This is a genomic window from uncultured Citricoccus sp. (genome assembly GCF_937871995.1).
GTDB lineage: Bacteria > Actinomycetota > Actinomycetes > Actinomycetales > Micrococcaceae > Citricoccus.
Genome location: NZ_CALMQR010000037.1, coordinates 13,328 through 26,265 on the forward strand (window position 1 = coordinate 13,328; position 12,938 = coordinate 26,265).

Annotated in this window: 12 protein-coding genes and 1 pseudogene; 4 read left to right on the top strand and 9 right to left on the bottom strand. The window is 69.6% G+C overall.

The features are described 5' to 3' along the window. Nucleotides 1-47: 47 nt before the first annotated feature. Both Q0283_RS03455 and Q0283_RS03460 read left to right on the top strand, forming a co-directional pair. Nucleotides 48-770, top strand: coding sequence for a response regulator transcription factor (locus Q0283_RS03455; protein ID WP_298042968.1), 723 nt, complete (start codon nucleotides 48-50; stop codon nucleotides 768-770). Next, nucleotides 767-1,894, top strand: a complete 1,128-nt coding sequence (locus tag Q0283_RS03460; RefSeq protein WP_298042971.1) for a cell wall metabolism sensor histidine kinase WalK — start codon at nucleotides 767-769, stop codon at nucleotides 1,892-1,894. The genes Q0283_RS03455 and Q0283_RS03460 overlap by 4 nt, the downstream gene beginning before the upstream one ends. 47 nt (nucleotides 1,895-1,941) lie before the next feature. On the opposite strand, the gene Q0283_RS03465 is transcribed toward Q0283_RS03460, so the two are convergent. After that, on the bottom strand, nucleotides 1,942-2,352 hold the full coding sequence (locus Q0283_RS03465) for a metalloregulator ArsR/SmtB family transcription factor (RefSeq protein WP_298042974.1): 411 nt from the start codon (nucleotides 2,350-2,352) through the stop codon (nucleotides 1,942-1,944). Nucleotides 2,353-2,589: 237 nt separating this feature from the next. Further along, the gene (locus tag Q0283_RS03470) at nucleotides 2,590-3,834 is read right to left on the bottom strand and encodes an MFS transporter (protein WP_298042976.1); all 1,245 of its coding nucleotides are present in this window, start codon (nucleotides 3,832-3,834) and stop codon (nucleotides 2,590-2,592) included. Between the two features lie 585 nt (nucleotides 3,835-4,419). On the opposite strand from Q0283_RS03470, the gene Q0283_RS03475 reads away from it, so the two are divergent. Then, on the top strand, nucleotides 4,420-4,830 hold the full coding sequence (locus tag Q0283_RS03475) for a four-helix bundle copper-binding protein (protein ID WP_298042979.1): 411 nt from the start codon (nucleotides 4,420-4,422) through the stop codon (nucleotides 4,828-4,830). A gap of 73 nt (nucleotides 4,831-4,903) precedes the next feature. Here Q0283_RS03475 and Q0283_RS03480 read toward each other — a convergent pair whose 3' ends face one another. The 5 genes from Q0283_RS03480 to Q0283_RS03500 all read right to left on the bottom strand — a co-directional run bounded on the left by Q0283_RS03480 (nucleotide 4,904) and on the right by Q0283_RS03500 (nucleotide 10,222). Further along, on the bottom strand, nucleotides 4,904-5,617 hold the full coding sequence (locus Q0283_RS03480) for a DUF305 domain-containing protein (protein ID WP_298042981.1): 714 nt from the start codon (nucleotides 5,615-5,617) through the stop codon (nucleotides 4,904-4,906). 44 nt (nucleotides 5,618-5,661) lie between these two features. Beyond that, entirely contained in the window at nucleotides 5,662-7,899 is a 2,238-nt protein-coding gene (locus Q0283_RS03485; protein ID WP_298042984.1) for a heavy metal translocating P-type ATPase, read from the bottom strand. 57 nt (nucleotides 7,900-7,956) lie between these two features. After that, a complete protein-coding gene (locus Q0283_RS03490; protein WP_298042987.1) occupies nucleotides 7,957-8,301 on the bottom strand; it encodes a heavy-metal-associated domain-containing protein in 345 nt (114 codons plus the stop codon). Between the two features lie 71 nt (nucleotides 8,302-8,372). After that, complete coding sequence (locus Q0283_RS03495) at nucleotides 8,373-9,524, bottom strand: HAMP domain-containing sensor histidine kinase (RefSeq protein ID WP_298042990.1); 1,152 nt, start codon at nucleotides 9,522-9,524, stop codon at nucleotides 8,373-8,375. Continuing rightward, the gene (locus Q0283_RS03500; protein WP_298042993.1) at nucleotides 9,521-10,222 is read right to left on the bottom strand and encodes a response regulator transcription factor; all 702 of its coding nucleotides are present in this window, start codon (nucleotides 10,220-10,222) and stop codon (nucleotides 9,521-9,523) included. Before Q0283_RS03500 ends, Q0283_RS03495 begins: the two co-directional genes overlap by 4 nt. A gap of 114 nt (nucleotides 10,223-10,336) precedes the next feature. Between Q0283_RS03500 and Q0283_RS03505 the strand changes: the two are divergent. Then, nucleotides 10,337-11,004: pseudogene (locus Q0283_RS03505) on the top strand (CueP family metal-binding protein). 310 nt (nucleotides 11,005-11,314) lie between these two features. Here Q0283_RS03505 and Q0283_RS03510 read toward each other — a convergent pair. Both Q0283_RS03510 and Q0283_RS03515 read right to left on the bottom strand, forming a co-directional pair. Continuing rightward, nucleotides 11,315-11,593: a hypothetical protein gene (locus Q0283_RS03510; protein ID WP_298042999.1), complete on the bottom strand. Its 279-nt coding sequence runs from the start codon at nucleotides 11,591-11,593 to the stop codon at nucleotides 11,315-11,317. Nucleotides 11,594-12,005: 412 nt separating this feature from the next. Beyond that, on the bottom strand, nucleotides 12,006-12,890 hold the full coding sequence (locus tag Q0283_RS03515; RefSeq protein WP_298043002.1) for a cation diffusion facilitator family transporter: 885 nt from the start codon (nucleotides 12,888-12,890) through the stop codon (nucleotides 12,006-12,008). Nucleotides 12,891-12,938: the final 48 nt, after the last annotated feature.

The following is a 12,938-nucleotide window of genomic DNA, read 5'->3' on the forward strand; positions in this document are numbered from 1 at the left end:
GGGGTGTTCGCCGGTGCCGCGGCGGCGCCGGGTGTGAAGGAGTGCTGATGTCAGTTGGTCGAGCTGGTCGGGTCCTGGTGGTCGAGGATGAGCCCACGTTGGTGCGGATGATCGAGAGGTACCTGGACAAGGCCGGGCTGGAGGTGGCGGTGTGTCAGGACGGGGTCGAGGCGGTGCAGGCGGTGCGGGACTTCGCCCCGGATGTGCTGGTGCTGGATCTGGGCCTGCCGGGACTGGACGGTCTGGAGGTATGTCGGCAGGTGCGCGCGTTCTCGACCTGCCACGTGCTGATGCTCACCGCACGCGATGATGAGATGGACAAGGTCGTGGGCCTGTCGGTGGGGGCCGATGACTATATGACCAAGCCGTTCAGCGCCCGGGAACTGGTGGCCCGCGTGCAGGCTCGGTTGCGCCGCCTGCATCACCTGGACCCGGCCCCCGCACCGCCCGCGTCCTCGGACACCGCCGTGGTGCAGGTCGGGGCCCTGGTGGTGGACCGTCCCGGGCGTCGGGTCTGCGTGGATGGGGAGCCGGTGGAGGTGACGCGGATCGAGTTCGACCTGCTGCTGGCCCTGTTGGAGCATCCCGGGCAGGTCCTTTCTCGCCGGCAACTGGTGCAGCTGATCTGGAACACCCAGTGGGTCGGGGAAGAGCACGTCGTGGACGTGCACGTGGCCCGGTTGCGCAAGAAGCTTCGGGACCGGGCCGGCGCGCCCCGGTTCATCCACACGGTCCGGGGGATCGGCTACCGAATGGGAGAGTATCGATGAGCATCACCGTCCCGAGACCGGTGGGGTCCTGGCAGCCGTTGACGATGCGGCTGATGCTGGCTCAGACCTTAGTGCTGGTCGTGGGACTGGCGTTGGTGCTGTGGGCGGTCGTGGGGCTGGGCCCGAAGTTGTTCCACGACTTGCTGGTGGCCAACCATCACGCCCACGAGGCCGAGATGGTCGGCCAGAGGCACATGCAGGAAGCCTTCCGGGTGGCCGGCCTGAGCGGGTTGGTTCTCGGCGGGCTGCCGGCCCTGGGCATCGCCGTGGTGCTCAGCCTCTACCTGTACCGCACGATCGGCCGGTCCCTGACCGGGTTTTCCACCGCGGCCCATCAAGTGGCCGCAGGGGACTACCGGGTGCACCTGGTGCCGCCGCGGTTGGGCCCGGAGTTCGATGCCCTGGCCTCCTCGTTCAACGACATGGCCGCCCGGCTGGAGGCGGTGGACACCACCCGACGACAGATGCTCGCCGACCTGGCCCACGAGATGCGCACCCCGTTGTCCAGCATCAAGGTCCACATCGAGGGCGTCGAGGACGGAGTGGTGGACTTCGATCAGGAGACCACCACCGTGCTGTACTCCCAGATCAGCCGGCTCGAGCGCCTGGCCGAGGACATCCGCCAGCTGACCCAGGCCGAGGAAGGACTGACTCGCCTGCACCTGGCAGCCCAGCACCCGGCCACGGTCATCGCTGAGGCCCTCGCCGCCATCCAGCAGGAGGCCACCGCCCGGGACATCACCCTGGTCACGACCACCTCCGGCCCCGCTCCCGGGCCGGTGTCCATGGACCGCGGGCGGATCGGCCAGGTGCTGGCCAACCTGCTAGCCAATGCCCTGCGCCACACCCCGGCCGGGGGCACGATCACGGTGCACACCCACTACACCCCCCAGGCGGTGACGATCGCCGTGACCGACACCGGGGAAGGCATCACCGCCGAGAACCTGCCCCACGTCTTCAACCGGTTCTACCGGGCCCGCACCGGCCGGGAGGCTGGCCCCGGTTCCGGGTTGGGCCTGGCGATCAGCCGAGCCCTGGCCCAGGCCCACGGCGGCACCCTGCGCGCCCGCAGCCCCGGCCCGGGCCACGGGGCGACCTTCGAACTGCACCTGCCGCGCACCTGAGCGCCCCGAGCCCAGCGGTCCGGTTCTACCCGACCGGCAACTGCCGCTCAGGACGTGGGCTGCTGGCCGGCGCTGGTCCGCCGCGGCGCCCGCGGACCAGTGACCGTGGCGCGGTAGCTGTGCGGGTCCGCCCCGGTGGCGTCGCCGCTCAGGTGCTCGGCATGGGACAACGCTTCGGCCAGCAACCGGTGCACATGCGCATCGGTAGCCGAGTAGTACGCGAAGGTCCCCTCGCGCCGGTTCTCCACCAGCCCGGCCAGGCGCAACTTGGACAGGTGCTGGCTCACCACCGTCGGGGCCGCCCCCACGAGTTCGGCCAGCACGTTCACACTGCATTCGCCCTGGAACAACGCCCACAGGATCTTTACCCGCGTCGGATCGGCCAGCATCCGGAAGGTCTCGGCCGCGATGCGGGCATGCTGATCATCCGGAGAGGCGTGTATGGGCGCTTCATGCACGCCCCCAGCCTATCGGGCATGCTGATGCCTACGCAGTTGCGCAGTCGCGCCACCAACCCTCCGGGGTGAGGCCGGCACCAGAGAGTTAAAGCCCCTCAGCGCTGTGGGGTTGCCACGTCCACGGCGTGCCGGCCCACCCCGCATCACCCACGGCGCCGGACCTCGAAAGGTTGTGTCAGGACAGGCTCACCGGCCCGATCGGGCGTACCGGGTCGGACCCGGACGGCCTCGCGGCGCTCAGCGGGCGCGGCGGGCCTCCAGGCCCGCGAGGCTTCCGATGCGGGGCCACAGGATGAACGCTGCGACCGTGGCTACCGCCGCGATGCCGGCCAACACGGCCGCCGCGGCCGCCAACCCGGAGGCGCCCAACCAGCCGGCCAGCGGGTAGGTGATCAGCCAGCAGGCATGGGACAGGGAGAACTGGGCAGCGAAGGCCGCCGGATGATCGTGGGCGGCGACCTGGTCGCGGATGATGCCCCCCACCGGGGTTTCCACTGAGGCCCACCCCCAGCCGATGAGCACCCAGAGGGCGTCGACCCCCACGGCCCCGGTCAGTCCCGGGGAGACCAGAGCCAGGGGGATGAGCGCCGTGGCGGCCGTCAGGAGCACCGCACCGGTCAGCATGACCCGGCGGTGGGGGGCGCGCCGCAGAATCCAGGGAAGCAGGGAGGCCGCGGCCATCGACCCCGCGCCATTGAAGGCCAGGAACAGAGCCACCATGTCATCGCCGAACCCAAAGCCCGACTTCACGATCACCACGGTCTGCACCAGGACGAAAGCCCCGGCGCAGGCCACCACGAGATTCAGCGCGAGAATGGGGCGCAGCGCCGGGATGCGGACGAAGAGCGTGGCACCGCGCCGGACGCGCACCAGGAACGGGGCCTCGTCCTCGCCGGGTCCGGTGATCCCGGTCAGTTTCGGCACCGCGACCGAGAGCACCAGCAACGCCGAGCCGGTGAAGCCCACCGCGGTCCACAGGAACAGTGCCTCGCTGGGCATCACCAACAGCAGCAACCCGGCCAGGACGGGGGACAGGACCGCCTCGAGGTCGTAGGCCAAGCGGGACAGGGATAGCCCGGCGGTGTAGTCATCTCGGTCCACCAACACCTGCGGGATGACCGACTGGAAGGTCGGGGTGAACGTCGCCGAGGCCGACTGCAACACGAACACCAGCAGGTACACCTGCCACACCTCCGTGATGAACGGCAGGGCCACCACGGCCGCGATGCGCACAACGTCGGCCGTGACCATCACCGCCTTGCGCGGCAACCCCTGAGTGAGGGCCGAGGCGAAGGGCGCCACCAGGACGTACGCCACCATCTTCACGGCGAAGATCGTGCCCAGGAGCTGGCCGGCACTACCACCGGCCAGGTCGTAAGCGAGCAGCCCCAGGGCGACGGTGAGCAGGCCGGTCCCGGCCAGGGACGCGACCTGGGCCAGGTACAGGCGAAGGTACGCGGGGTGGGACAGGGCGCGGAGCATGGGGCGGTCCGTTCAGGTCAGCGGGCTGGTGGTGGTGTCTTGGAGGCGGCCACGTCGACACACGGTGACTTTCACGACTAACTGCAGGGTTGCGTATCTGCAGTTACATGCAGATAGTAGCGCGAACCGAGGGATTTCCGCGTGACCGCATACCGGAGGGGAGTCTCCGGGATGGTCTACCTGGTGCGGGATGGGCGATGAGCGTCGAATGCTTCTCGGTCCTGCACCCGACCCTGACCGTGGTGGCTGGGGTCGACCGCATGACGTGGATGATCCGCCTGGTCGTCGCTGTCGGAAAACACCGCGCCGGCAGGCCGTCCCCCTCTCCGGAAGAAAAGAAGGGGGAGCGATCATCACAGCCGCTCCCGTGCATGTCGACCCGTAGGCGAGCGAGTCAGCGTACTGACCATGTCGTCCTGGTGGCCCGCGACCGGCACCGACATGATCGCGCACCGGGGTGATCTTCACGAGATCTTCAAGGTCCGGCCCCTTCAGTCCGTCCCGGGCGGCATCCTACGGTGGATGGTGTGGCGGGCCGGTGGCGGACGGTGCGTCGTTGCGGTTGAACCGACGAAGGAGGACGTCATGACTCATCACGTGAGCACCATGCTGGAGACCTACCCGAAGGAGGTCGGGAACATCGACCGGCAGAAGCTGGCCGAGTGCATCCAGGCCTGTTTCGAATGCGCCCAGACCTGTACCGCCTGCGCGGATGCCTGCCTGGCCGAGGACATGGTCGCCGAGCTGCGGCAGTGCATCCGGCTCAATCTGGACTGCGCGGACATCTGTGCAGCCACCGGGGCGGTGCTGTCCCGGCAGACCGGCACCAACGTCGAGACCACCCGGGCCCTGCTCGAGGCCTGCCGGGCCGCCTGCAAGGCATGCGGGGACGAATGCGAGAGCCACGCCGGGATGCACGAGCACTGCAAGGTGTGTGCCCAGGCATGCCGGCGGTGCGAACAGGCCTGCGCCGAGCTGCTCGCCGCCCTGGGCTGAACCCGGGCATCACAGGGAGGGGGACCCGTCCAGCGGACGGGTCCCCCTCCCTGTGATGCTGTGGCCACCCCGCTCAGGAAGCAGGCAGCTCCTGGAGCATCTGCTCCATCTGAGTGATCTCGAATTCCTGGTCCTTGATGACCTGTTCGGCCAGGGCCACGGCCTGGGGGTTCTGGCCGTTGTCGACCTCGTCCTGGGCCATGTCCACGGCCCCCTTGTGGTGCTCGATCATCCCGTCCAGGAACAGCCGGGCGGCCTCGTCACCGGTGGCAGCCTCGAGCCGGTCCAAGTCTTCCTGGCTCATCATCCCGCTCATCCCGGACCCGGAGCCGTGGTCCATGCCGTTCATATTTCCCATGTCTCCCATGCCCATGGGTTCCTGACCCCAGGCGCTGAGCATGGCGTTCATGCGGTCGATCTCCGGCCCCTGGGCGGCCTTGATCTGCTCGGCCAGTTGACGAATCTGCGCGTCCTGGTCCTGCTGGGCCAGCATGATCTCGCTCATTTCAATCGCCTGCTGGTGGTGCGGGATCATCATCCGGGCGAACATGATGTCCGCATCGTTGTGCTCGGCAGAGATTTCCTCCGCTGAATCGGTCGCGGTACCGGTCGCCGTGGCGGACGCGGTCGGGGAATCGGTGACCGTGGCCTCCGACGTGGTGGCCGGCGCCGAGCTGGTGGCAGTGGTCTCGGAACCGGCGTTCTCGTCTTCGGTGCCGGTGGCGCAGCCGGCCAGGGCCAGGGCGGAGGCCAGGGCCAGGGCGGCCAGAGTGGTGGTCTTCTTCATGGTGTGTCCCTTTCTTCGTGGGGTTGGGGTCGGGAAACTCAGGGTCAGGAGGCGGGGGCTGCCGCGGGCTGCCCGGCCGGGCGCCGGTCCCCCGTGGAAGCCGGGGCCAGGCGGGCCGGAGCCAGGTCGATCCGGCGCAGCAGCTGGGCGTTGAGGGCCACGACGATGGTCGAGGCCGACATGAGGATCGCGCCGACCGCGGGGGAGAGGACGAACCCGATCGGGGCCAACACGCCGGCGGCCAGCGGCACGGAGATCACGTTGTAGCCGGCGGCCCACACCAGGTTCTGGATCATCTTGGCGTAGCTGGCGTGGGAGAGTTCGATCATCGACAGCACCGCGCGGGGGTCGTTGCCGGCCAGCACGACGCCGGCCGATTCCATGGCCACGTCGGTGCCGGCGCCGATGGCGATGCCGACCTCGGCGCGGGCCAGGGCCGGGGCGTCGTTCACGCCGTCCCCGACCATGGCCACGGACAGGCCCCGAGACTGCAGCTGACTGACCTTGGTGTCCTTGTCCTGGGGCAGGACCTCGGCGAAGACCTCGTCGATGCCCAGATCCCGCGCCACGGCCTCGGCGACCTGGCGGGCATCGCCGGTGATCATCGCGACCTTGACCTCCCGGGCGTGCAAGGCGGCCACGGCGGCCCGGGACTCGGGGCGGACCCGGTCCTCCACGGCGATCGCGCCGATGACGGTACGGTCCCGGACCACGTGCAGCACCCCGGCCCCCCGATCCGCCCAGGACCGGATGTCACCGGCCAAGGCCTCGGGGGTGTCCAGGACAAGCTCGCGCAACATGTTCGGCCCGCCGACCAAGACCTCGGCCCCGGCCACGGTGGCCTTGACCCCGCGGCCGGTGGCCGCGGTGAACCCGGTCCCGCGCAGACCCAGCCCGACCGCTTCGGGGTTACCGGTGGCGGCGGAGACGATGGCCCGGGCCACCGGGTGCTCGCTGTCGGCTTCGGCCGCGGCCGCATAGGCCAGCAGCTCGGCCTCGGTGGTGCCGGGCACCGTGGCGGTGCCGGTGACGGCGTGGGCGCCCTCGGTCAGGGTGCCGGTCTTGTCGAACAGGACCACGTCGATGGTGCGCATCCGCTCCAGGGCCATCCGGTCCTTGATCAGCAGACCAGCCTTGGCGGCCCGCTCGGTGGAAATCGCGATCACCAGCGGGATGGCCAGGCCCAGGGCGTGCGGGCAGGCGATGACCAGCACGGTGACGGTCCGGGTGACCGCGTCGGTGGGTTGGCCGATAACGGTCCACACGATCGCGGTGATGATCGCCGCACCCAGGGCGAACCAGAACAGCAGCGCCGCGGCCCGGTCCGCCAGGGCCTGGGCCCGGGAGGAGGACTCCTGGGCGTCAGCGACCATCCGCTGGATCCCGGCCAGGGCGGTGTCGGCGCCGATGGCCTCGATGCGGACCCGCACGGTGTTGTCGGTGGCCACGGTCCCGGCCACCACCCGGTCCCCGACGGTGCGGGCCACGGCCCGGGATTCGCCGGTGATCATCGACTCGTCAAACTCGGCCGTGCCCTGAATCAGGGTCCCATCGGCGGGCATGCGTCCCCCGGAGCGGACCAACACGGTGTCCCCGACCGCCAGCTCACCGATCGGCACCGTGACGGTGGTGCCCTCGGCGGTGAGCTTCTCGGCCTCCTCCGGCAGCAGCTCCGCCAGGGCGTCCAGGGCCGAGGACGCCGCTCCCAAGGCGCGCATCTCCATCCAGTGCCCCAGCAACATGATGACCACCAGCAGGGCCAGCTCCCACCAGAAGTCCAGCATCAGCTCCCCGACGCCCAGCGAGGTGACCCAGGAGGCGACGAACGCCACCGTGATGGCCATTGCGATCAGCAGCATCATCCCCGGCTGACGGGCCCGCAACTCGGTGAGCCCGCCCTTGAGGAACGGGGCGCCGCCGTAGAGGTAGATCACGGTGCCCAGCACCGGGGCGATCCACGCCGAGCCCGGGAACTGCGGGACGTGATAGCCCAGCAGCTGTCCGACCATGTGGCTGAAGAACACCACCGGGATCGAGAGCACCAGCGAGACCCAGAACCGGTTGCGGAACATCGCGGTGGAATGCCCGGCGTGCTTGCCGTGGTCATGGACCTGGTGATCCTCATCCAGGGCCGAGTGGGCATGACCCTGCGGCATCGCCTGCCCGTGGGTGTCGGCGTCCGCCGGGCGGTGGGCGTGGCCGGCGTGATTGGTGTGGGGGTCCGGGTCTGGACGCTCGGCGTTCTGGCCGGTGGGGTGATCGGGGTGGTGCGGGGTGCTCATGGTGTTCCTTCTACTCGGCGCCTGCTCACGACGAGGCGCCGACGTCGAGGGGATGGGTCAGTTGATGAGGACGCGGTAGCCGGCCGATTCGATAGCGGCCTGCACTGCGCCCGCGGAGGCGGGCCCGGTCACGGTGACGAGGGAGACCCCTCCGGTGACCAGGTCGACCCGGACGTCGTCTGCTCCGTCCAGGGCGCTCACCGCTTCGGCGACGGAACCCACGCAGTGCCCGCAGGTCATGCCCTCCACCTGGTAGATCGCGGCACCGGCTGTCGTCCCAACTGGATCGGGACTCTGGCGCCCGGAGAGGGCCGTGGCCTCGGCCGGTCCGGCCGGGGCCGGGGCGCAGCACGAGCAACCGGTCGTGGCCATCGGCAGCGGGGTGCGGGGGGAGTCGGTCATGACGGTCTCCTTCAGATCGTGGGGCGGTGCCGGAGGGCACCTCCACCCTCGGTATATACCCCCGGGGGGTATCATTCAAGGGGTGGGGGGCAGGGTTTCGCGGACGATGAACGGGCGCTTTGGTCACTGGGCAGATCGATGGTGAACGTTGCCCCGGTCCCCGGGCCGGCCGAGGTGGCGGTCAGCGTGCCGCCGTGGGCCTGGACCAGGGCCCGGGAGATGGCCAGACCGACCCCGGAGCCGCCGTGGTCCCGGTCGCGGGCGGTGTCCCCGCGGTAGAAGCGTTCGAAGATGTGCGGCAGGTGCTCGGGGGAGATGCCCTCCCCGGTATCGATGACCCGGAGCCTGATCCCGGACGGGCCCTGCCGGGCCTCGAGGCTGACCTGCCCGCCGGGCGGGGTGTGGCGCAGGGCGTTGGTCAGCAGGTTGCCCAGCACCTGGCCCATGCGCTGTCGGTCCACGTCCACGGCCAGGCCCGGATCGGCGTCCAGGCTCAGGACCACGCCCTTGGCGGTGTAGGCCTCGCGGTGGGCCTCGGCGGCGGCGTGCAGCAGCCCGGCCACCGGTTCGGTGGTGCGGTCCAGCTCGATCCGTCCCTCCTCGGCGCGGGAAACGTCGTTGATGTCCTCCACCAGCCGGGTCAGTCGGGCCAACTGATCACCCATCAGCTCCCCGGTGGGCTCGTCCCAGCGGGAGACCCCGTCTTGCAGGGCCTCGTGGTAGACGCTCAGCACCGAGACCGGGGTGCGTAGCTCGTGGGCCAGGTCCGAGAGCATCCGCCGGCGGGTGTCCTCGGTGCGCTGAAGCCGGGCGGCCATGGTGTTGAACGAACCGGCCAGGTCTTCCACTTCGGTGCCGGCGCCCATGGCCGGGACCCGGGTGTCGTACCGCCCGCCGGCCATGGCCTGGGCGGCGGCGCTCAGCCGGTCCAGAGGGTGGCGGATGCGTCGGGAGCACCAGGCGCTCACCAGTAGGGCACACACCAGGGCGGTGCTCAGGGCCACCGCCAGGACGATGAGGTTGGCCTCGCGGTAGGCCTGCTCGGCGTGAGTCAGCTCCGCTGAGCCCTCGCTGCGTCCGGCCATCACCAGGTGCTCGTGGAAGATCGGCGGGCCGGCGACCATCACCACGACCACTGCGGCCAGCAGGCTGACCGCCACCACCAGCAATTGTGCCAGTAAGAACCGGGCTGCCAGCCCCTGGTAGCGCCGCCGGCGGCTCACTGCTCCGCCATCCGGTAGCCGACCCCGCGCACGGTGTCGATATAGCGAGTCGGATCCGGATCGAGCTTGCGGCGCAGGTTGCCGATGTGCACGTCCACGAGTCGCTCATCGCCGACCCAGGCCGGGTCCCAGACAATATCGATCAACTGACGCCGGGAGAACGCCTGGTGTGGGCGCCCGGACAAGGCGGCCAGCAGGTCGAACTCCGTGCGCGTCAACCGCACCGCCTGCCCGTCCAGGCGGGCCTCGTGTGCGGCCCGGTCGATGACTAGGTCCCCGTAGGCCCGTTCGGGTTCGGCGGCCGCCACCGTGGTGCGCGGCCGACGCATGACCGCCCCCACCCGGGCGATCAGCTCGCGGACGCTAAAGGGTTTGGTGATGTAGTCATCGGCCCCCGCCTCGAGTCCAGCGAGCTTGTGGTGCTCATCGCCGCGGGCGGTGAGCATCAGCACGTAGCACTCGGAGAAGGCTCGCACCCGGCGGCACACCTCGATCCCGTCCAGCCCGGGCAAACCCAGGTCCAGGACCATCACGTCGGGCTCGTGAGTGCGGGCGGCCTGGACCGCATCGGGGCCGGTGTGGGTGAGGGCCACGGCATAGCCGGCCCGCTCCAGGTAGGTGGCCACCATGCGCGCCAACGGCTTCTCGTCATCGACCACCAACACCCGGCTGGCCGCCGGGCCAGTGCCAGAGTTCATGGCTCCAGTCTCACCCGCTCCCGCGCCCCGGCGGCCCAGACTGGCGCCGGGGCGGGGAATCTTCATCAAATCTTCAAGGCAAACCGCACCGGACCGGTGCGCCGCCGGCCGACAATGGTAGGTGGCCCGGCCTCCTGGCCCGGGGCGGAGAGGCTCCATGGCCCCCTGACCCGCAGAACTCTGCTCACCGGCGGCCTCGGGCTGCTCGGCTCCACCGCCCTGATCGGCTGCACTCCCCAGCCCCCAACCTCGACGGCGCCCAGCGCCGCCGGCACGGCGGGCACCGCCGCGGACGCCATCGAACCGAAGGCCCAGCAGCTGCTGAACACCCACGGCCTCCAGGCCACCACCGCCGAGAACGCCGTCACCGCCTTGGACCAGCTTCCCCAACCGCGTCCGCTGGCCCTGACCGGCTCCGTCGGCTACGACCAGGTGGTCTTCGCCGACGACACTGACCAAGTCACCGTCCCCCTCACCGGCGGACAGTTCTACCTCTCCGCGGCGCCCTACCGGACCCAGACACACGAGTGCTACTACCACAACCTTGGCGGCTGCCAGGGCGAGCTCACCGACACCCCCATCCACCTCACCGTGACCACCGAGACCGGCCAGATCCTCCTGAAGAGGACACCACCACCTACGCCAACGGATTCACCGGGGCCTGGATCCCCCGGGACCTCACCGGCACCGTCACCATCATCGCCGCCGACACCACCACCAGCACGGCCTTCAACTCCGGCCCCGATGGGCCCACCTGCCTCACCACCCTGCACCTGATCTGAACCACCTCACATCAGCGTCGGCCAGCACCCAAAGAACACCGCCGAGAGACTCCGAAAGCCACCGCGAACGTACAGACATTCGACAGTCACTAGATCCCCCGAGCGGTCCGGTGGGCACGCCCGTCCTGACTCGTCTGAGGCTTCGCACCTTGGAGGCCTGGGTGCCGAGTAGTTGCAACCGGAAGCAGTGGGGACAATCCACAGGCCCCAGGCAATGCGACTGAGCTGAAACCAACGGTGACTGACAGGGGATTGACAGTCTCCGGCGTCGAACCCGCCGTTGAATCCCGCAGCGCTTGGACCGATCCTGTCAACGCTCCCAGCCAACTAGTAAGGGCCCGTCGGCGGCATGAACGACTTCCGTGGCCTCGTCCAGTACCTGGTAGAACGAGTCCAGGGGGTCCATGAAGTGCCCCATGACCTGATGAAAGTCCTCGGCGTCCTGGTTCAGGACCACTGTGGTCTCACCGGGCGCGGCGGCCGCTGCGCCGGCGGGGATCCGCGCCGCCCCGTCGACATCGAACCCGATGCGGAACCCGATGGCGGGGTGCAGCTGAGAGCCGGTCCCGGTGTCCGCCAGGGTGGCCACGTTCGCCAAGTCAATGCTAAAGACCGGTCCCGCCGGACGGGCCGCGACACGGTTTCCGCCATCGCCGGTTCGCGGCAGGCGCCCCCGTCCGCCGGGCACAACACCAGCCTCACGGGCGGGTCACGAGAACCTCTCACGAGGGCTGGTCCGGGCCCGGAAGGCCGGCCGCGCTGAGATGCCTGTACCTCGTTACCCGGTCCTTGCTCCGGCCGGCGGGGGTGGGCACGCTGGGTGATGAGATGAAAGCCAGCGCTGAACGCCTTCGCTTTTCACCTTCGCCGGATGGTTCGAAAGAGCCCCTCACTGATGAAGGCCGCCGGACTCCAAACACCCTTTATCGGACAGCTCCCGGAATTTCGCTGTGTTGGCAGGGAAGAGTCGAGTTCATCAGGGCCCGGGCGCGGTAGGTGTTTCAGGCGTGGCGCACGGAGGCGGCCTCCTGGTCCCGCAGGGCGGTGGTCTCGAGTTGGATGGTGGCGTGGTCGAAGGAGACGGGGAAGTGCTCCTTGACGCAGGCGAGGACCTGTTCCAGGATCTGCGGGGCGTGTCCGGACTCGAAACACCGGTCGTCGACGACGACGTGGGCGGAAATGACCGGCAGACCGGTGCCGATCATCGAGGCGTGCAGGTCGTGCACGTCCTGCACGTGCTCCAGTGCCAGGAGGTGTTCGCGGACCTCGTCCAGGTCCACGCCCTTGGGGGTGAACTCCATCAGCACCCGCACCGTCTCGCGCAGCAGCGAGAATGCGCGCGGCACGATCAGGGCGGCGATGAACAGGGCGGCAATGGTGTCCGCCTGCTGGAAGCCGGTGGTGTTAATGACGATGGCCGCGACGATCACGCCCACAGACCCCAGGGCGTCGTTGAGGACCTCCAGAAAGGCCGCGCGCATGTTGAAGTTCGCCCCCCGGTTGGAGGCCAGCACCGCGATGGCCGCGACGTTGGCGATCAGCCCGATGACCCCGAAGACCAGCAACTCGGTGCCGGGCACCTGCGCGGGTTCGAACAACCGGCGGATCCCTTCGACGGCGGCGTAGGTACCGACCACCAGCAACAGCGCCGCCTGCCCCAGGGCGGCGATGACCTCGATCCGGGCAAAGCCCCAGGTGCGGGCGCTGCTGGGCGGGCGCAACATCATGGTTGCGGCGATGAGCGCCACGAGCAATCCCGAAGCGTCGCTCACGGCGTGGGCGGTGTCGGTCAGCAGGGCCAGGCTGCCGGTGACCACGCTGCCGACCGCCTGGGCCAGCACGATGACCGCGGTGAGGCCGAAGGCGATCAGCAGCCGGGTGCGCATCCCTCGATCGGTTTGCTGCGGCACCTGACCGTGACTGTGGCTGTGCTG